15 protein-coding genes and 1 other RNA gene are annotated in these 20887 nt (G+C 37.0%); 8 read left to right on the top strand and 8 right to left on the bottom strand.

Features of this window, described 5'->3' with window-relative positions:
* Positions 1–201 precede the first annotated feature (201 nt).
* Positions 202–2406: a TonB-dependent receptor domain-containing protein gene (locus AC23ME_RS12195; RefSeq protein WP_487728043.1), complete on the bottom strand. Its 2205-nt coding sequence runs from the start codon at positions 2404–2406 to the stop codon at positions 202–204.
* Between the two features lie 295 nt (positions 2407–2701).
* Positions 2702–3421: a helix-turn-helix domain-containing protein gene (locus tag AC23ME_RS12190; RefSeq protein ID WP_487728042.1), complete on the bottom strand. Its 720-nt coding sequence runs from the start codon at positions 3419–3421 to the stop codon at positions 2702–2704.
* A gap of 522 nt (positions 3422–3943) precedes the next feature.
* On the opposite strand from AC23ME_RS12190, the gene AC23ME_RS12185 reads away from it, so the two are divergent.
* Complete coding sequence (locus AC23ME_RS12185) at positions 3944–4174, top strand: hypothetical protein (RefSeq protein ID WP_487728041.1); 231 nt, start codon at positions 3944–3946, stop codon at positions 4172–4174.
* A gap of 8 nt (positions 4175–4182) precedes the next feature.
* Here AC23ME_RS12185 and AC23ME_RS12180 read toward each other — a convergent pair whose 3' ends face one another.
* The 3 genes from AC23ME_RS12180 to ffs all read right to left on the bottom strand — a co-directional run bounded on the left by AC23ME_RS12180 (position 4183) and on the right by ffs (position 6015).
* The gene (locus tag AC23ME_RS12180) at positions 4183–5019 is read right to left on the bottom strand and encodes an SMP-30/gluconolactonase/LRE family protein (RefSeq protein WP_487728040.1); all 837 of its coding nucleotides are present in this window, start codon (positions 5017–5019) and stop codon (positions 4183–4185) included.
* A 112-nt stretch (positions 5020–5131) separates the two neighbouring features.
* Positions 5132–5791 carry a fructose-6-phosphate aldolase gene (gene fsa, locus AC23ME_RS12175; RefSeq protein WP_487728039.1) on the bottom strand — a complete coding sequence of 220 codons (660 nt, stop codon included), beginning with the start codon at positions 5789–5791 and terminating at the stop codon, positions 5132–5134.
* A gap of 124 nt (positions 5792–5915) precedes the next feature.
* An RNA gene (gene ffs, locus AC23ME_RS12170) (signal recognition particle sRNA small type) lies at positions 5916–6015 on the bottom strand.
* Between the two features lie 541 nt (positions 6016–6556).
* On the opposite strand from ffs, the gene gltB reads away from it, so the two are divergent.
* The 3 genes from gltB (at position 6557) to AC23ME_RS12155 (ending at position 13513) form a co-directional block, all read left to right on the top strand.
* Positions 6557–11065: a glutamate synthase large subunit gene (gene gltB, locus AC23ME_RS12165; protein WP_487728038.1), complete on the top strand. Its 4509-nt coding sequence runs from the start codon at positions 6557–6559 to the stop codon at positions 11063–11065.
* 1 nt (position 11066) lies between these two features.
* Positions 11067–12536 (top strand): glutamate synthase subunit beta, encoded by a 1470-nt coding sequence (locus tag AC23ME_RS12160; RefSeq protein WP_487728037.1) that lies wholly within the window; start codon positions 11067–11069, stop codon positions 12534–12536.
* A 242-nt stretch (positions 12537–12778) separates the two neighbouring features.
* Positions 12779–13513, top strand: a complete 735-nt coding sequence (locus AC23ME_RS12155) for a DKNYY domain-containing protein (protein WP_487728036.1) — start codon at positions 12779–12781, stop codon at positions 13511–13513.
* 140 nt (positions 13514–13653) lie between these two features.
* On the opposite strand, the gene AC23ME_RS12150 is transcribed toward AC23ME_RS12155, so the two are convergent.
* Together AC23ME_RS12150 and queA are read right to left on the bottom strand one after the other, a co-directional pair.
* The gene (locus AC23ME_RS12150) at positions 13654–14331 is read right to left on the bottom strand and encodes a 2-C-methyl-D-erythritol 4-phosphate cytidylyltransferase (protein ID WP_487728035.1); all 678 of its coding nucleotides are present in this window, start codon (positions 14329–14331) and stop codon (positions 13654–13656) included.
* A gap of 78 nt (positions 14332–14409) precedes the next feature.
* Positions 14410–15459 (bottom strand): tRNA preQ1(34) S-adenosylmethionine ribosyltransferase-isomerase QueA, encoded by a 1050-nt coding sequence (gene queA / locus AC23ME_RS12145; protein WP_487728034.1) that lies wholly within the window; start codon positions 15457–15459, stop codon positions 14410–14412.
* A gap of 203 nt (positions 15460–15662) precedes the next feature.
* Here queA and AC23ME_RS12140 point away from each other — a divergent pair, with 203 nt between their 5' ends.
* The gene (locus AC23ME_RS12140; protein WP_487728314.1) at positions 15663–16907 is read left to right on the top strand and encodes an ABC transporter permease; all 1245 of its coding nucleotides are present in this window, start codon (positions 15663–15665) and stop codon (positions 16905–16907) included.
* Positions 16908–17158: 251 nt separating this feature from the next.
* Here the strand turns inward: AC23ME_RS12140 and AC23ME_RS12135 are convergent, their stop codons facing one another.
* Positions 17159–18355, bottom strand: a complete 1197-nt coding sequence (locus AC23ME_RS12135; RefSeq protein ID WP_487728033.1) for a pyridoxal phosphate-dependent aminotransferase — start codon at positions 18353–18355, stop codon at positions 17159–17161.
* Between the two features lie 230 nt (positions 18356–18585).
* On the opposite strand from AC23ME_RS12135, the gene AC23ME_RS12130 reads away from it, so the two are divergent.
* Genes AC23ME_RS12130 through AC23ME_RS12120 form a run of 3 tightly spaced genes read left to right on the top strand, consistent with a single transcriptional unit; the run spans position 18586 to position 20859 of the window.
* Positions 18586–19563 carry a cation diffusion facilitator family transporter gene (locus AC23ME_RS12130; protein WP_487728313.1) on the top strand — a complete coding sequence of 326 codons (978 nt, stop codon included), beginning with the start codon at positions 18586–18588 and terminating at the stop codon, positions 19561–19563.
* A complete protein-coding gene (locus tag AC23ME_RS12125) occupies positions 19560–20003 on the top strand; it encodes an NUDIX domain-containing protein (protein ID WP_487728032.1) in 444 nt (147 codons plus the stop codon). Before AC23ME_RS12130 ends, AC23ME_RS12125 begins: the two co-directional genes overlap by 4 nt.
* On the top strand, positions 19993–20859 hold the full coding sequence (locus tag AC23ME_RS12120) for a CPBP family intramembrane glutamic endopeptidase (RefSeq protein WP_487728031.1): 867 nt from the start codon (positions 19993–19995) through the stop codon (positions 20857–20859). Before AC23ME_RS12125 ends, AC23ME_RS12120 begins: the two co-directional genes overlap by 11 nt.
* The last annotated feature ends 28 nt before the right edge of the window (positions 20860–20887 follow it).

The raw sequence follows: 20887 nt of genomic DNA, 5'->3' as shown, positions 1-20887 counted from the left end.
GATTTTTAAAAATACCGTAGGTGTTATCCTACGGTATTTGTTTAATTATGGTATTAAACTTTTAAAATTAAATGCTAATTATTACCCTAGGTTCACGACCTATCGGGATTACAAAAGTCCTCAGATTAACCCTGAGGACTTTTGCGTGTGTTGTGATTTGAAATTGAAATACTTGTTTAAGCAAGGTATTGCACTAACCAGTTAGTTTCCAGTCCTTGCTCTCTCTTCTTGATTTCCTGTCTGACGGTTTCTCACGTTAATTTTCTTACTTCCGAACTTGTAATTTACAGATAATTGTACCAATTGCGTATCGAAATAATAGTCAGAACTTCTTTTAACACTATTTACATTAGAGGCAAACTTATATCGGTCTGTTTTGAAAATGTCATTAGCTTTTAGATTTATTCTTAAATCTTTATTAAACAGAAAATATTGTATGCCTAACGAAGTAGAAGTGAATGGTTTTATCTTATCTATTCCATACGCTCCTAAAAAATAATATTCAAAACCTACATTAAATAATAACGTTTTTGCTTTGTTGACGCTAAAGTCATTATTGCTGGTTACAAATGAAGTGAAACCATTCACGGCTATCGCTATTAAATCTATTGTTTCTGCGGTGGTATAGTTAATGTTAAATAAGTTGTTACTATTCCACCACTTGATCTTGTCAAATGTAAATGTTTCTGAAAATCCGTATCTTTTTAGTTTAAAGATGTTCTTATAAACCAAACGTATCTGGTTAGTGTTTAGGTCTGGCAAGCCTAATTGGTTAAATACATCGTTTTCAATACTGTGATATAATTTACTTTCTAATTTTTTATAAGAATAGATGAATTCGAAATTATCTACAAAGTACGGCCTTAAAACTTGATTGCCCTCAACAGTTAGAAAAGGAGTTATGTAAGTAACATTTGGGTTCAGTTCTGAGAAATTAGGTCTTGCTATTCTTCTTCCGTAACTGAACCGATAAGATGAATTTGGGGTAGCGGTATATGATAAATTAATGGTAGGAAATAACTTTGTGTAGTTTGTATTCAAAGATCGGTTCAAATTTCCATCGTAAGACTTCGTTTGCGTAGCTTCCATTCTTAACCCTATTTGAGCTTCTAGATTATTCTCGAATTTCTTATGTCCAGAAAAATATATCGCCTGAATATATTCGCTATAGTCAAATTTATAGGCCATTTGTGGCATACTAGTGATTGGACTGTTAACCAAACCACTATTGAATGCCATGATATCATTTGCAGCGTTAGAAACAGAAATCTTTCCTCCTGTATTCCAATTGGCATATTTTGAAGGTAACTCAATGTCTATTTTACCAGAATAATTGTTTGTTCTCTGTGAGTTGTCGTTAATTCCTTTGAAATACTGAACGATACGAGGATCGTCTGTCACAGAAGTGCCCTCATAAGGTCTGGTGTCATTGTTCGAGTAGTTGAAATAGTCTAAATTGAAAATTATCTTCCTCCCAATAGAATCTAGTTTAAACTCATTAAAAAGGTTTATCGAATTGAAATTTGGTTTTTGACCGGCAGTAGTATATGAGGTAATATTGTTAAGTAGGGTGCTGGTATTATTTCGATAAACAGATGACTGTGTGTTTCTATTAGAAAGGGTTTCGTTAAAATTCGCAATATATTGAAAACCGAAAGCCCAATTGGGAGCTGCGGAATACTGTACGCCTAAAACTCCATTAAGCCTTTTGTAGTCTCTATTGAATCTTTGATTGGTATTCCATAATTCAGTAGGAAAGGAGTTGTAATCTTGATAATTGAAAGTTTCTCCGCCGCTTCTGTAATTTAATGAAGTGCTCAAGCTTAACTTATTTTTGCTGTACATGAAGTTGCTGGTAATTGCATTTTCTCCCTCATCGTATCTTCGCAAATAACTACTTCCTAAAGATAGATTCCAGTTATCGCTTTGTGCTTTTTTAAGTTTAATGTTGATCAATCCACTTCCACCAGCCGCATCATATTTTGCAGGTGGTGTTGTAATCACTTCAATATTTTTAATGTTATCAGCAGGTATTGATCTGAGGAAGGTTGCTAAATCTCCTTCTCCCAATTCGAGTATTTTGTCGTCTACCATAACCCTAATCGATTGTTTTCCAACAATGGTTACAGCCTCATTACGAACTAGTACGCCTGGTGTAATTTTTAATGCTTCTAAAGCATCGCCACCAACAGCACCAATGGTATTTTCAATATTGAAAACCAACCTGTCAATTTTTCGTTCAACTAGCTCTTTCTTTTTAGATATCTCTACGGTTCCTAAAGTATTTGTGGCATCTACATTAATGGTACCTATATCAAGGTCGTTACTTAATTCAATGTTTTTTGTAAATAAAGTCTGTTTAAACTGACGTACTTCTAATTTGTAGTTACCTTTCTGAAATTCCATTATAAATTCACCTTTTTCATTTGTTATGCGATTAATTAAGGGAATTGCTTTTTCAGAAAAGAGGATTACTTCAGCGTATTCTAAGGGGTTATTGTCAGACGTAATTATCCGCCCAGAGACTTTGACCTGAGCAATTGATGTAATACTTGATATAAGTAAAATAAGCACAATTAATGAAAACACTTTTCTCATTTTTAAAATTTTATTTTTTAATAATGAGGGCAAATATCCCGTCTAGGTATATTTAAAAGGTTCTCAAATCATAATTTAGAAGTTCGATTCTATAATCTAGAACTCATTTTGATAGTGTTTTCTGATATTCTGCAGGAGTTAAACCTGTAATTTTTTTAAAGGCGGTAAAGAAGGTTGATTTTGAATTGAATCCACTGTCATAACCTAAACTTTCTATGGTGTAATTTGTTTTAGCTTCTAATAGCTTTTTAGCTTTTTCAATCCTGTATTCCTTAATCAGATGAGAAAAAGACTTGCCTAAAATTTCGTTTATGTACTGAGATAGTAGATGCTTTGTCAACTTCAGTTCTTTAGCCGCTTCTTCGAGGCTGAAATTTGGATTAAGAAATAGCTCTTTTTCAATGATGGTGGTTAGCTTTTGATTAATCAGATCCTGTGTCTCCTTATCCATTCCTTTGTTCTTGTATTTTTCCTTTTCATGGAAAAAATTAGACTCTTGACTGTTCTTGAAAAATAAAAGTAAAGTAGCTAAGTACAATACAAAGGTAAACGATAGCGCTCCTACTATATACGATGTATAGGCTGCTGTACTATAGGCCAACCATATAAATGCAACTCCGAAATAGATGCTCAATAGCCAGATATCTAATTTCTTTAAGTTCTCTTTCGCTTTAATTCTTTGAAAAATCTTTTGAAGGAATTTAGCAGATGTTACAGTGTAAATGAGCCACTGAAAATAAATCGCTTTTATAATCCAGCTACTCCAAATTGCAGCATGTTCATCGTATGGATAGAGATAGCCTGATACAGTAATTATTACCAAAAAAGGAATAATATGTATTTTCCAATTTGGTTTGTCTACCGTATATGATTTTAGATATAAAAATAGAAATGGGCCAATTAGGATACAGGCAGAAAGTCCTATCTGAATAAAAATATTAGATAAGTTAGGGTTGAAATAGAAGAATACTGATTTGGCAATTCTAATACTTAATACGAATAGTAGCAGCGATAAAAAATAATTTGTGAAATTTTTCTTTTTAGCATTTATGACAAAGTATAGCGAAAGTATGAATCCATTGAACGCCCCTAGAGCACTAAAAAAGAAAAGAAAAGTCATTTAGATAAATAACAAAATTGGTTCTTGATTTTTCGAAAATAGGTAATTTATAAGATATTATTAGAAAAAAACCATCCTCCTCAATTCTTTAATTCCTCAATCGGTAGGGGTTAAGTAATAGCTTATTTCATATTGGGGTAAATGTCATAAGTTTAATGCGTCCTGTTAATTTTATGATGATTTTTGGTTAACATTAAATTAACATTATGTTTCTACTTTTAACGTATGAACTATCCAGTATTTATTTTTCACGAATTAGTGCTCCGTTTTTCATATATCAATCGCCAGGTTGGTAGATATATCTCTAGTACGGTAGAGAATGGTATTTGCTTAATAGAAACTACCAGTGGTAAAATCTCTATTGCTCAAGATTTGCTAGAAAAGCAATATCGAGATCCTAGTGAAATCTCTGCAGAACAACTTAGAGAATTAGCTTCAACATTTAAGTTAGCTTAGTAAGTAGACTATTTTAATTGATAGGCGATTACGCTGTTTTGATTAAACGTAGGAATGTAAATGATCTTGTCGGTAGGGTTGTAGCCAAGGTCTGCTGTGTTCATTTTGCCTTGTACGTCCTGTAGTTTTTCAATGGAACCGTCTTTCTTTATATGGTAAATAATTCCTGCCCAGCAAGTAGCTATAAATTCACCATTGCCAATGGGCTCTAATCCATCGCCAACTTTTTCAAATCCCTTAGCTACAACAGTAATCTGTTTATTTTTATTGATCTTCCATAATTCGGTTCCAGCCAAAACAAATAGCTCCTTATTTATCCATTTTAGGCCATTAGCACTGGTCGCATTATCGATATAAAGCTCGTAGCTATTATCTTTTATTTGATAGATTTTATTGGTACGGGTATCAGAAACGTAAAGTGTTCCCTTGTTATCTACCGTCAGGTCATTTAGAAATACCGCTTTATCGATCTCTAGCTTGTTTTTTACTTTGCCCGTAAGTAAATCAATACTTACAACTGCGGTTATATCTGCTACGTATAAGGTATTTTTAAAAATCGCTAATCCTTTTGGGGCATTTAATCCAGTTACCCAATTGGCATTTTTCATCGTGCCGTCTAAATTAAGGATCGCAATGCCACCTTTTCCGTCTTTGACATTGCCTGCGCCATCAATTAAACTCACGTATAATTCTTTGGTCTCGCCTTTGTAGAGCACGGATTCTGGAATAGGTAGATTGGTTTTTGCTTCCCATAATGGCTCTGATAATTTCATTTGAGCAATTGAAGAATTGCTAAGTAAACCTAATGTGATAAATGCAATCGAAAAGATTTTTCTAGTTCTCATTAACGTAAAGATAATAAACTGTTGAATACAGAACAGTAAAAACCGAATAAAGTTCAAATAAAAAGCCCTTAACTGTTAAATTAAGGGCTTTTTTATATCAAAATACTAATTGTTATTTTCCTGCTGCTTTAGCGTGATCTGCTAAGAAAGTAGCCAAACCGCTATCAGTTAATGGATGTTTCAATAAACCTGTAATAGCAGAAAGAGGGGCAGTAATTACATCGGCGCCAATTTTAGCACAGCTTACAATATGTAATGGGCCACGGATAGAGGCTGCTAAAATCTGAGTTTCAAAACCGTAATTGTCAAAAATCAAACGGATATCTTCAATTAAAGTCAAGCCATCAGTAGAAATATCATCTAGTCTGCCTAAAAATGGAGATACGTAAGTAGCGCCAGCTTTTGCAGCTAATAATGCTTGGGCAGGAGAGAAGATTAAAGTACAGTTAGTTCTGATGCCTTTGCTGCTAAAATATTTGATAGCTTTTAAACCTTCTTTAATCATAGGTACTTTAACCACAATTTTTGGGTTTAACGCTGCTAAAGCTTCGCCTTCTTTTACAATGCCATCATAGTCGGTAGCGATTACTTCAGCACTTACATTATCATCTACGATGTCGCAGATAGCTTTATAGTGGTTAATTACGTTTTCATCACCAGTAATGCCTTCTTTGGCCATTAAACTAGGATTGGTAGTTACGCCATCTAATACGCCTAAATCTTGTGCTTCCTTAATCTGGTCTAGATTAGCAGTGTCGATAAAAAATTTCATGATGTTTAATTCTTATATTGGTTTAAAGGTTAATCGTATGGAACCTGAAGAATTATATCCCCCTTCAGAATTTAACTCCGTTCCGATAGTTGTCGGAATTTCGGATGGGGTATAAGGGGAGTAAAAAGGGCAAGCAACTTCTATCGCATCGCTACAACCTTCTACCCTTGCTTTGTTCCCAACCTGGGGGAGTTCAAAGGGAGCTGATCGTAGAAGACTTGCCCGGCACAAAGGTAGTAAAAACAGCCATTTTATAAAATGAATTTTGAGATATTTTTAATTACTTGTTAGTCAGATTTTTAAATTAACAGATACGTTTAAATGACAGTTTATGGAACTATATAAAGAAAACCTAAACTTAATTTTCATCGAGTCTAACCGGAATTATAATTAACTTATAATAGCATCACTTCAAATGTCGGAACGAGGATAATATGCATTGCTTGCTGTTATATGCGGTTTTTGTAGTGTATTTTCTGATTTTTAAAATTATTTAATTAATTGATTTTTAATTATTTATATTTATTGATAATTATGATTAAGGTAGTTGAAATCTATGTTTAAACGATTTAAAGCGGGTAATTACTGATTGTTGTCTTTGATAATATTTCAATTGGTATCGTTATCTTTTGCCATATTGATAATTTGATGCGTTTTTTTTATATATAATATCTTTATTTAATAAATATTTTATCAATTATATAATTTGTAAGATATTTTTCTTATCTTAGTGTTCACTACACACTAACTACAACCAACTAATAAATGGAAAATTTAAATGAACAACAAGGGTTGTATCGTAGCAGCTTTGAGCATGATGCCTGCGGTATAGGTTTTGTTGCCCATGTGAAAGGGAGAAAATCACATCAGAACATTACAGATGCGCTGACCATTTTGGAGAATTTGGATCACCGTGGCGCATGTGGTGCTGAGCCTAATACCGGAGATGGTGCTGGTATCATGATACAGGTTCCCCACGAATTTTTATTTGACGAATGTTTACGTACAGGTTTTAGCTTGCCGCAATATGGCGACTATGGCGTGGGTATGCTTTTTATGCCTAAAGAAATTAGGGCTAGAGAAGAATGTCGTGAAATTATTTATCGCACAGCAGAAAAGCTGGGTTTTGAGGTGCTTGGATTTAGAAAAGTTCAAGTAGACACTACGGATATAGGTAATATGGCCCTTTCTGTAGAGCCAGAAATTGAACAAGTTTTTGTTTCTCGCCCTTACCACATTGCTGCTGGTGCCGATTTTGAACGTAAGCTTTTCGTGCTTAAAACTTACGTAACCAAAACCATTTACAATTCTGTAAAGGATAGTAAGCAAGACTTTTACATAGCGTCGTTTTCGTCGCGAACCATTGTGTACAAAGGTCAGTTGACTTCTTTGCAAGTACGTACCTATTATACCGAGCTTAGTGATAAGCGTATGGTTTCGGCCTTCGGTTTGGTACACTCACGTTTTGCAACCAACACTTTCCCGTCTTGGCGTTTGGCGCAGCCATTTAGGCATATTGCCCATAATGGCGAAATCAATACGTTGCAGGGTAATTTGAACTGGTTTCGTTCTAGTGTGAAATCATTTGCATCACCGTATTTTACTCCGGAGGAGTTGAATATGATTTTGCCAGTGATCGACGAAACGCAGTCAGATTCGGGATGTTTAGATAATGTAGTTGAATTACTATTGCATGCTGGTAGATCTTTACCGCATGTGTTAATGATGTTAATACCAGAAGCATGGGACGGAAACAAGGATATGGATCCAACCAAGAGTGCTTTCTATCAATTTCACGCTTCGTTAATGGAGCCTTGGGATGGGCCAGCAGCTATCGCCTTTACAGATGGTAATTTGATTGGTGCTACTTTAGATAGAAATGGCTTACGCCCTTCGCGTTATGCACTTACCAGTGATGATAGAGTGATTATGGCATCTGAATCGGGAGCGGTTGAGATTGACCAGAGCACTGTAATCGAAAAAGGTAGGTTAACTCCTGGGAAAATGTTTGTAGTGGACATGGAACAGGGGCGTATCATTAGCGATGATGAGATTAAGCAACAAGTTTGCGGTCGTCGTCCATATGCAGATTGGATTAACCAATATCAGATTAAATTGGAAGAACTGCCTGAACCTAGGGTAATGTTTACCAACTTATCAGAAGAATCTATATTCAATTACCAACAGGTATTTGGCTATACAAGAGAAGATATCGATCTATTGATCAAACCGATGGCAATAGATGGAAAAGAGGCAATTGGTTCGATGGGTACAGATACGCCGTTAGCTGTCCTTTCAAAACAACCTCAGCACTTGTCTTCTTACTTCAAACAGTTGTTTGCCCAAGTAACCAATCCACCAATCGATCCAATTCGTGAGCGAGTGGTAATGAGTTTGGCTGGCTTTATGGGTAACAATGGTAATTTATTGGAAGAAAACCAAATGCAGTGTCACTGTGTAGGTATCAAACATCCAATACTAACCAACCAAGAATTAGAAAAGTTAAGAAGTATAGATACGGGCTTATTCCAGTCTAAAACCCTACAAATGTATTTCAGGGCCGATGGAAAAGCTGGATCATTGCAAAAAGCTTTAGATCGTTTATGCCGTTACGCAGTGGATGCTGTAGAAGATGGTTTCCAAGTGATCATTTTGAGCGATAGAGCATTAGATTCTACCCACGCAGCCATTCCTTCGTTATTAGCGGTTTCTGCGGTTCATCACCACTTAATTAGAAAAGGTTACAGAGGTGCGGTAGGTATCGTAGTGGAGGCTGGAGATGTTTGGGAGGTACACCATTTCGCTACCTTAATCGGTTTTGGCGCTACGGCGGTAAATCCTTATTTGGCTTTAGAAACCATCAATACTTTCCAAAAAGAAAGTGGTTTAACACAAGATCAGTTAAATTATAACTATATCAAATCTGTAAAAGATGGCTTGTTGAAGATTTTCTCTAAAATGGGAATTTCTACTTTGCAATCTTATCACGGTGCACAGATTTTCGAGATTTTAGGTTTAAATCAACAAGTAGTTTCAACTTATTTCACAGGTGCGGTTTCTCGTATAGGTGGTTTAGGTTTGGATGAAATTGCGCAAGAAGCATTGATCAAACACAACCGTATTTTCGGAAAGCATACGCAAACAGAGCATATTTTAACTGCTGGTGGTACGTATAAATGGAGAAGACGTGGTGAGAAACACTTGTTCAATCCAGAAACCATCCACTTATTGCAAAATGCAACCCGTAGAAACGATTTTATTACGTTTAAAAAATACTCGAAGTTAATTAACGAGCAAACTACACAGGCTTATACCATTAGAGGTTTGTTCGAATTCAACTATACTCGTCCGTCTATCAGCATTGATGATGTAGAGCCAATTGAAAATATCTTCAAAAGATTTGCTACAGGAGCAATGTCTTTCGGATCTATTTCTCACGAGGCGCACTCTACTTTAGCTATCGCAATGAACAGGATTGGTGGTAAAAGTAATACTGGCGAGGGTGGTGAGGATGAAATCCGTTACCAAACGCTAGAAAATGGCGACTCAATGCGCTCGTCGATCAAGCAAATTGCTTCGGCTCGTTTTGGAGTAACCAGTTACTATTTAACCAATGCCGATGAGTTACAGATTAAAATGGCTCAAGGTGCAAAACCTGGAGAGGGTGGTCAATTACCTGGGCACAAAGTGGATGACTGGATTGCAAAAGTTCGTCACGCTACGCCTGGAGTAGGTTTAATTTCTCCTCCTCCGCACCACGATATTTACTCTATCGAAGATTTAGCACAGCTGATTTACGATTTGAAAAATGCTAATCGTGCGGCTAGAATTAACGTGAAGTTGGTTTCTAAAGCAGGTGTAGGTACCATTGCTGCTGGTGTGGCTAAAGCTCACGCTGATGTAGTTTTAGTTTCTGGTTATGATGGTGGTACGGGAGCTTCTCCTTTAACATCTGTGCAACACGCAGGTTTACCTTGGGAACTTGGTTTAGCAGAAGCGCACCAAACTTTGGTTAAAAACCGCTTAAGAAGTAGGGTAGTACTACAAACTGATGGTCAGTTGAAAACTGGTAAAGATATTGTAATTGCTACTTTATTAGGTGCTGAAGAATGGGGTGTAGCAACGGCTGCATTAGTAACTGCAGGTTGTATCATGATGCGTAAGTGCCACTTGAATACTTGCCCAGTGGGTGTGGCTACTCAAGATCCTAACTTGAGAAAGTTATTTACTGGCGATGCTGATCACGTAGTAAACTTATTCCAGTTCTTAGCGCAAGAAGTTCGCGAATTGATGGCTGAATTAGGTTTCAGAACCGTTAACGAAATGGTTGGTCAATCTGATTTATTGAAAGTAAGAGAATTTGCAGAAGCAGATTGGAAATTGAAACATGTAGATTTAACGCCAATTTTGTATAAAGAGCCTGCTAACGGACAACCTTTATACAATACCGAACAGCAAGATCACGGTTTAGATAAAGTATTGGATCATCAGTTAATTGCAGCTGCACAGCCAGCTATTTTAAACAACGAGCCAGTATTTGCCAATTTCGATGTAAAAAACACAGACCGTTCTATCGGTACCATGTTGTCGAATGAGATTTCTAAAGTTCACAAAAGTGCAGGCTTAACACATGATACCATCAACTTTAAATGCTTCGGCTCTGCCGGACAAAGTTTTGGTGCTTTCGCTACTAAAGGCTTAACACTTACGTTAGAAGGCGAAGGTAATGACTACGTAGGCAAGGGTTTATCTGGTGCTAAAGTAGTAGTTTATCCTTTCGGAAATATCAACTATGTGCCAGAACAAAATATCATTATTGGTAACGTGGCGCTTTACGGTGCAACTTCTGGAGAGTTGTATGCTCGTGGTAAAGCAGGCGAACGTTTCGCAGTGCGTAACTCTGGAGCTACAGCGGTAGTAGAAGGAGTTGGCGACCATGGTTGTGAGTATATGACAGGTGGTGAGGTGTTAATTTTAGGAGATACAGGAAGCAACTTTGCCGCAGGTATGAGTGGTGGTATGGCTTGGATTTACGACACCAGCAAAACTTTCGCTAACAAATGCAACTTGGAGATGGTGGATTTAGATCCGCTGCAACAAGAGGATGAGGAAAGAATTACTACGTTATTGAAAAACCATTTGAGGTTAACCAGCAGTAAGGTGGCAGAATTTATCCTTAGCGATTGGGAAAATCAGGCTAGACATTTCGTGAAAGTTTTCCCTAAAGAATACAAAGCAGTTTTATTACAACGTCAACAAGTAAAAATTAAGTAAGATGGGAAAAGTGACAGGATTTTTTGAATACGAAAGAGTTTCGCCTTCAAAACAAGCGCCGCAAGAGCGTTTAAATCACTACAATGAGTTTGTATCGCTATTGCCATCTGATGAATTGAATAAACAATCTGGTCGTTGTATGGATTGTGGCGTGCCTTTTTGCCAATCGGGTTGTCCGTTGGGTAACGTTATTCCAGAATTTAACGATGCAGTTTATCAGGGTAAATGGTTACAAGCTGCTGAGATTTTATTAAGTACAAACAATTTTCCTGAGTTTACGGGTAGAATTTGTCCTGCGCCTTGCGAAAGTGCTTGTGTGTTGGGAATTAACAAATCTCCAGTTTCTATCGAGGAAATTGAAAAACATATCATTGAAATCGCCTTCGAAAAAGGTTACATCAAAGCAAACGAGCCGTTAATTAGAACAGGCAAAAAAGTTGCTGTGGTAGGTTCTGGTCCTGCAGGATTGGCAGCTGCTGCACAATTGAATAAAGCTGGTCACGAAGTAGTAGTTTACGAACGTGATGATGTAGCTGGTGGATTGCTTCGTTATGGTATTCCTGATTTTAAACTACAGAAAGATGTGGTAGAAAGAAGGATTAAATTAATGGAGGAAGAGGGTATTACTTTCCAATACAATGCTAATGTTGGCGAAAATGTCGAAATCAGTACATTATTACGAGATTTCCAAGCGATTGTGTTGGCTGGCGGTTCAACTATCCCTCGCGACTTAAATGCACCAGGAAGAGATGCTAAAGGAGTTCATTTCGCAATGGATTTCTTGAAGCAACAAAACAAACGTGTTGGTGGTCGTAAAATCGAAGCTGAGGAAATTACCGCTAAAGGTAAAAATGTGATTGTAATTGGCGGTGGTGATACAGGTTCAGATTGTATCGGGACTTCAAATCGTCATGGTGCAAAATCAGTAACTCAGTTTGAAATTATGCCAATGCCACCACAAATGCGTAGCGAACACATGCCTTGGCCTAGTTATCCAATGCTATTGAAAATCACTACTTCTCACGAAGAAGGTGCTCAACGTGCTTGGTCGGTAAATACCAAAGAATATATCAAAGACGAACTAGGTAATTTAAAAGCTTTAAAAGTGGTTGATGTAGAATGGGATATCGATTTGGCTACAGGTAGACCGCTTGGATTTAAAGAAGTTCCTGGGACAGAAAAAGAATATCCATGCGAATTGGTTCTTTTAGCGATGGGTTTCTTGCATCCTCAAAAAGAAGGCTTAATTGAAAAATTAGGTGTAGAGCTGGATGAAAGAGGAAACGTGAAAGCTGTTGAAGGTCAATATCAAACTAACATTCCAAAGATTTTTGCGGCTGGCGATATGCGCAGAGGTCAATCTTTGGTGGTTTGGGCTATCTCAGAAGGAAGAGAAACTGCTCGTAAAGTGGATGAACACTTGATGGGTTTCAGTAAGTTGCCTTCAAAAGACGCCGTAGCTTACGCATAAGAATTTGCTTTTATACTTTTACAAAGTAAGGTCCAGACGAATTTCGTTTGGGCCTTTTTTATTTTACACTATCTCGTCATTCCAGATTTATTCTAGCATCTTAAAGTGGTGATAGGTGATGAATTTTATGTTACCCATTTTTAGCTTAAGCACACTGAGGGCTTATTCAAAAAGATGATGCGCTGAACCATTCTGGCACTATGGTTGATGAAAATAAGCTAGATATCAATTTTTCAAGCAATATGAGCAAAAGAGCGTTGGGACATTATTTCTATGTGATAGATGATGAAATGATTATTCATTTTGATAGTGAGGTGTTCCGTAAGTTTTATCAGACTATAGATTTTCCGAGTTTCGAGATTATAAAAAGTAATGGATCTACGTTTCATTATTTTAAAGACAAAAATCATGTTTACTTGCAAAGCTACATGAATAGGTTTACGCCATTAGAAAATGCAGATCCAGCTGATTTCAAAATCCTAGATTTTAAAGAAGGAATGGCGACATCGGGTGGCAATGACTATGTTTTTGACCGATTATTACCGCACCGTTTAAGTGAATATGAAGTGATATCTGAATATTATCAGAAAGTAGGAGATCGAATTTACTGTGCCTATACGCATGAGCTAAAAGGAGTAGATGCAGCTAGTTTTAAGGTGCTTTACGCTGACGAAGTGAAAAATGTAGCAAAAGATAAAAACCATATCTATTTTAGAGACGAAGTTGTGGATGGAGCAGATGCTGCCAGTTTTGCTTTTCTAGAAGCATGCTTTACTAGCGGATATTACAGAGAGCGGGACCATATCTACTACGCCAAAGATAAAAATGTGGCTTATTATATCGATACCATCGCCAAGAACTTTAAAGTAATACGTAGCAAGCAACTCGATAATTTTGATTTTAAAGTAGTAGATGAGTTGGGTTATGCCTTTGATGGCCAATATACTTATCTGTTTGGTAAACGGGTGAAGGTTTAGCACTTATCACTCTTACATAGGCGGGAACTGCAAATAGCCAACTAACCTTGAATGGACAGATGTAAATTTAGCCTAAGCTTTTCTTGTTTGAGATCAATTCAATAATTTAAATGAATTGTACATAAATGGTTAAGGTTGAGCTATCCCGGAATATTGTTTTTCAACAGAAAACTTGCCAGTTCTAAATCTTCAGGATACGTTATCTTGATGTTGTTTCTGTTTCCTTCTATCAAGTTGATTGGAAAACCGGCGGCCTCAACAACGGAGGCATCATCTGTGAAAATAGGAGAGAAAGATTGTTGATAAGCTATCCTCAGTTGACCTAAATCGAATGTTTGTGGCGTTTGTATGAGTACTAATTTATCGCGATTTAAGATTTTGCTGCCTGTATTTTCAACTTCACGTACAGAATCGCTTGGTTTGATACATGGAACTGCATTTCCAACTTCTAATGCATGCCTAAAAGCTTGTGTGATTAAACTGGAATTTATTACTGGTCTAACGGCATCATGAATAGCTACAATACCATCTTCCTTAATTGTCATCAAACCATTTCTTACCGAATGGAAGCGTTCTTTCCCACCTTCAACTAAAGTATGTGGAATAGCTAGATTGTATTTAAAACAAAGTTCTTTCCAGTATTCATGCTCCGCTTTGGCTAAAACTACAATGATTTCTGGTTGAACTTCAGAAAGATGAAAAGCCTGTAATGTATGCATCATTACAGGCTTTTCATTAAGCAATAAAAACTGTTTGGCTATTGCGGTTTGCATTCGCTTTCCAGACCCACCAGCTACAATTATTGCGTAGAATTTCATATTTAATGAAGTATTGCGTATGGCGTACTGCGTATAGCGATAAATCTCAACACGCTAAACGCAATGCGCTCTACTAGTTTATATAATCAACATCGCATCTCCGTAGCTGTAGAAACGATATTTCTCTTTCACAGCAACTTCATATGCATTCATTACGTTTTCATAACCACCAAAAGCACTTACCATCATCAATAAAGTAGATTCTGATGTGTGGAAATTGGTGATCATTGAGTTAGCAATGCTGAACTCATACGGAGGGAAGATAAACTTGCTGGTCCAATCATTTGCTGCTTTTAAAGTTCTGTTTGCAGAAACAGCCGACTCGATAGCACGCATTGATGTTGTACCTACAGCACAAATTCTTCTCTTCTCTTCTAATGCTTTGTTAACAATGTTTGCGTCTTTTTGTTCGATAATGAATTGCTCCGAATCCATTTTGTGCTTAGTTAAATCTTCTACTTCAACCTGACGGAAAGTACCTAGACCAACGTGTAAAGTAACTTCAGCAAAATCAATACCTTTAAGCTCTAAACGCTTCATTAGCTCTCTACTGAAGTGTAAACCAGCAGTAGGGGCAGCAACCGCGCCTTCGTGTTTAGCGAAAATAGTTTGGTAGCGCTCTTTATCTTTTTCAGTAGCTTTACGCTTGATGTATTTTGGAAGTGGAGTTTCGCCTAAAATTTCTACATTTCTTCTAAATTCTTCGTCAGTTCCGTCAAACAAGAAACGAATAGTACGGCCACGTGAAGTAGTGTTGTCTACAACTTCGGCAACAAGCAAATCGTCATCACCAAAATACAATTTGTTACCAACACGAATTTTACGAGCAGGATCTACCAAAACATCCCATAAACGAAGCTCTTTATTTAATTCGCGTAACAAAAACACCTCAATAGTGGCACCAGTTTTTTCTTTATTGCCATATAAACGAGCAGGAAAAACCTTGGTGTTATTAAGGATCATCACATCTTTATCGTCAAAATAACCTAAAACATCTTTGAAGATTTTATGCTCAATCTTACCGGTGTCTTTATGTAACACCATTAAACGTGCTTCGTCTCTCTCTTCGGCAGGATCATTTGCCAAAAGTGAGTCAGGTAAATTGAACTTGAATTGAGATAACTTCATATTTTATGGATATAGTAAATTAGGGCGCAAATTTACAAAATAATATCCTTTTTTTGAAATGGAAAACACCTAGCTAGACAATTTCAAAAAAATACAGCTATTTAATTGCAGTATGAATAGTTTTTTAGCCGATAATCCGTAACTTTTTACTTTTCACTTATGGAGGTGTAACCTTTTTAACTACATTTGGTCTAACAATTATGCTGCTAGTTTTTCGACTTATTGGTGAGAGTTTTAGGTTTGCTTGGGACGCTCTGCGACAAAATAAATTACGTACATCGCTATCCCTTTTGGGTATCACTATTGGTATTTTTATAATTATCGCTGTTTTTACAGGGGTAGATACCATGCGCAATAACATTCAGGCGAGTGTTGATAAACTAGGCTCTAATACTTTATTTGTGCAAAAATGGCCTTGGATTTTCGGCGACAGTTATCCTTGGTGGAAATATGTGAACCGTCCGGAACCTTCTTATAGAGATTATTTGGCATTGCGAGAACGAATGGAAAGTGCCAAAGGTGTGTGCTTTGAAGTTTCTGCCAGCGGTAGGACAGTTAAATATAGAAGCGCTTCGGTAGAAGGTGCATTTTTAAACGCTGCAACGTATGAATACGATCAAACCTGGAATTTAGAATTTCAGAGCGGAAGATATTTTACCGAAAATGAAAGCAATACGGGAAGCCCAGTTTGTATAATGGGTGCCGAAATAGCGGAAGGGCTTTTTGGTAGTGCTGACCCGATTGGTAAACAAATTAAATTGGTAGGAAGAAGGGTAACGGTAGTTGGTGTTTTCAAAAAAGAGGGAGAAGACATGATTGGGATGTCGCAAGATAAGAATGTGCTTGTGCCAATGAACTTTGCCAAAGGGATTTTTGACATTAACAATGAACGCTATAACCCACAAATAACGGTACGTGGTAAAGATAATATCAGTTTTGAGGAAGTGGAAAGTGAGCTGAAAGGCCAAATGAGAGCGATTAGAAGGATAGGCCCGGGGCAAGAGGAAGATTTTTCTTTGAATAAAACAACAATGCTTTCTAATCAATTAGATCTAATGTTCGATGCCATTAATATTGGCGGATGGATTATTGGTGGTTTCTCAATTTTGGTAGGTGGTTTCGGTATTGCTAACATCATGTTTGTTTCTGTGAGAGAACGTACCAATATCATTGGTATTCAGAAATCTTTGGGAGCGAAAAATTACTTTATACTCTTGCAATTCATTTTTGAAGCTGTAGTGTTGTGCTTATTGGGAGGGCTTTGCGGCTTGTTTTTGGTATATCTAATGACACTTTTAATTAACGGCCTTACAGATACTACAGTGGTATTGTATTTAAGTAACATCATGTTAGGTATAAGTGTTTCAGTTATTATTGGAATGATCTCTGGATTTTGGCCTGCTTATTCGGCCTCGAGGTTAGATCCGGTGGAGGCGATTAGAAGTTAAGTTAGTACTTCTTGCTAAGGCTTCCTTCCCATATTTCGGTTGAACTATTTACCTAAACGGGATAGAAGTGGATACCGATTTTAAGCACAGTTCTGATTTTTAGAACAGTATCCTTATTTATTTCACAGGCTTTATCGGTAGAAACGGATAGCCCGGCTTTCGGAAGTTAGTAGCACTAAAATTGCTTTTCAAATAAAAAAAAAGCGCCTTAACTTATGTCAAGGCGCTTTCTATTTATGCTTGAAGTAGGTTTAGCTTAATTTGCCTAATGCCTCTTTAATTCTTCTTAAAGCTTCTACTAAACTCTCGTCTGATGCTGCGTAAGATAAACGGATGTAGTTGTCGTTACCGAAGCTATCGCCACCTACAGTTGCCACGTGACCAACGTTAAGTAAATAAAGAGCCAAGTCGCCAGAGCCTTTAATTACATTGCCATCAGCATCTTTTTTGCCAAAGAACGAGCTAATTTCTGGGAAGAAGTAAAAAGCTCCTTCTGGTAAGTTGGTTTTAACACCTGGAATATCTTTTAATAAATCGTAAACCAATTGACGACGACGAGCAAAAGCTTTTTTCATCTCGTTTACTGTATCTAAACCTTGCTCGTAAGCAACAATACCAGCACGTTGAGCAATTGAACAAGTTCCAGATGTGGTTTGGCCTTGTAATTTGTCGTTTGCAGCAGCAATTTCTTTGCTAGCAGCGATATAGCCTAAACGCCAGCCTGTCATTGCAAATGCTTTAGAGAAACCATTAACAATAATTACGCGATCTTTAATGCTTGCGAACTGTGCAATTGATTCGTGCTGGTCAACAAAGTTGATGTGTTCGTAAATCTCATCAGAAAGGATGAAGATATTTGGATGCTTTTCGAACACTTTCGCTAACGCCGCTAGTTCGTCTTTGCTGTAAACTGTACCCGTTGGATTGTTTGGCGAAGAGAACATGAACAATTTACTTTTTGGAGTAATTGCAGCTTCTAATTGCGCTGGGGTAATTTTAAAATCACTTTCTATAGATGCATCGATGAAAACAGATTTACCTTCGGCAAGTGTTACCATTTCAGAATAAGAAACCCAGTAAGGAGTAGGGATAATTACTTCATCGCCTGGATTAATTAGTGTAAGGATTACATTGGAAAGAGATTGCTTAGCACCTGTAGAAACTACGATTTGTGAAATGTCGTAATCAAGGTTGTTTTCTTCCTTTAATTTGTTCACAATAGCTTGACGCAAATCCGGATAGCCCGGTACCGGAGAGTAACGAGTAAAGTTGTCGTCTAAAGCCTTTTTTGCAGCTTCTTTAACATGTTCTGGCGTGTTGAAATCTGGCTCGCCAACACTTAAACTAATAACATTTACGCCTTTTGCAGCTAGCTCTCGACCTAATTTGGTCATTTTTAGCGTAGCTGATTCTGATAGGTTATTTATTCTGTCTGATAAAATACTCATGATGTTTCTGTGAGGTAGCAAATATAAAAACCTTATTCATAAAGCCCTAATAAAAGATATTTTTAAATGGAATTAATTTAAGATTTGTTCGCTTTTTTTGAGATATTGATAATTTGATATTTAGGTTAGCAGTTTTGGTTATATGGAAATAATCATTTTCTCATTTCTATGTCTTCTCGTTCTAATATTCAAAACTAAAAAGTGTAATTTTGGCGAACAGAACACAGAGTTTGACATCTAATAAAAGAGCCATATTAATTTCGCTTTGCACCAGTATTATACTGATGTTGGCTAAGTTTGTAGCATTTTTTATCACCAATTCTAACGCAATTTTAACTGATGCAGTAGAGAGTATTGTGAATGTATTAGCCAGTGGTTTTGCGTTTTACAGTATTTATCTCGCTACTTTACCAAAGGATGAAAACCATCCTTATGGGCATGGGAAAGTAGAGTTTTTTTCTGCATTTGTAGAAGGTGTGCTGATTGGTATTGCTGGAATAATTATTCTAGTTAAATCGGTTTACAGCCTTTTTTATGGTAACGAGGTTTTCGATTTATATGACGGTGCCTTAATTATTGGTGCTACTGGCTTAATAAATACAATAGTTGGTTTTTACCTTATTAGAACTGGAAAAGCAAACAAATCGTTGACTTTAGAAGCAGATGGCAAACATTTGCTAACCGATGCAGTGAGTAGTGCTGGGTTAGTACTAGGCATTATCGTAATTCAACTAACGCAGATACTATGGCTGGATAGTGTTATTTCCGTAGCACTGGGTTGCTATATCATTTACAACGGCTACAAGTTAACTCGTAGATCTGTTGGTGGTTTAATGGACGAGAGTAACCTGGAATTGGTAAAGGAAGTTGTGGAAGCACTCCAAAAAAATAGGCAGCCAAGCTGGATAGATGTACATAACTTAAGAGCGCAGCAATATGGTGCAGATTTGCACGTAGATTGCCATGTTACTTTGCCTTATTATTTCGATTTGAATGCTGTACATAAAGAAATTTCTGATATTGACAGCATGATTAACAAAGAAGTTAGTCACCAAACTGAGCTTTTTATCCATGCTGATCCTTGTTTGCCAGCTTGTTGCCATTACTGCAAAATGACGAATTGTCCCGTACGGGCAGAGGCGTTTAGTGGTGAAATTAAATGGGATATGGAAAATGTGACTAAAAATCAAAAGCATTTTAGCCGATGAGTTATTTTAATGTTAGGGTTTACGGTTTGCTCATTAACGAGCAGCAAGAAGTTTTACTGAGTGATGAATTTGAGGGCGACCGCTATTTTACCAAGTTTCCTGGAGGAGGTTTAGAATTTGGTGAAGGTTTGATTGATGGTTTGAAGAGAGAGTTTATGGAGGAGTGCAATGCCAAAATTGAAGTTGTGAACCATTTTTACACTACGGATTTCTACGAGAAATCTTCTTTTAATGACAGCCAGGTGATCAGTATTTATTATTTGGTAAAACCGATAGAGGAATTACAACTCAAATTTAAATGCCAAGTTTTTGATTTCGATGAGGGTACAAGCCAGTGCTTTAGATGGAAAAAGATTGAAGAGCTTACTGTTGACGATGTTACTTTTAGAACAGACAAAACCGTTGTTGACTTGTTAAAATCACCTAGATATGCAGGATAGAACTTCTTACTATTTTGCCCCTGTAGCTAAGCTAGTTCTTTTTATTGTACTCTGCTTTGTTTGCTTGGTTCCTTTTAGTTTAATTAGCAGCTTTTCTTTTTTACCACCTGCTCCTAATGAGTTAATAGCAGATATCTCGAACGAAACGGCGTTAATATTAGCAGTTTTAGGGGCATTGATGATGCTGTTTAAATTGCTGCCTAATTTAGATTTTTATACCGTATTTCTTCGGAAAGCACAGTGGTGGGCTGGTTTTATGAAAGGCACGGCCTTAGGTATAGTCTTTATGTTAGTGAGTGCAGCTGTGCTTTACGCTGGAGGCTACGTCGAATTTTCCATAAAATCGATGGCTGTGTCGTCGGTTCTACTTTATCTGGTCTTTTTTCTGTTAGTGTCTTTATTTGAAGAACTGTTATTTAGGACGTACCCATTATTTATTTTTGCAGAAAGATACCCTGTTTGGCTAGCGATACTGCTTAACGGGCTGTTATTTGGATTGGCGCACGTGGGCAACGATGATTTTACCGCTTTAGCGATGGTGAATATTACGCTTGCCGGAATTCTGTTCTGTGTGTATACCTTGCAAAAACAGAATATCGCGTGGGTTATCGGTTTGCATTTTTCTTGGAACTTCACTCAGGGAATTATTTTGGGCTACAATGTGAGCGGAAATGAAATGCCAGGGTTTTTAAAAGCCATCCCGATAGGAGAGAATTATTTATCTGGTGGTAAATTCGGTGTTGAGGGTTCCGTTTTATGTACTATTCTGTTAATTGTCTGGATTTTATGGAGGATATATAAATTTGGATTTGGAAAGGTTGAAATTGCTGATGTTGAGCATGCTTCTGACAACTAATAGTTTTGGTTGTGCTGCTTGATATAAT

It is taken from the genome of Pedobacter sp. T50_32 (genome assembly GCF_057652195.1).
This window is presented reverse-complemented; position numbering and strand designations above follow the sequence as displayed.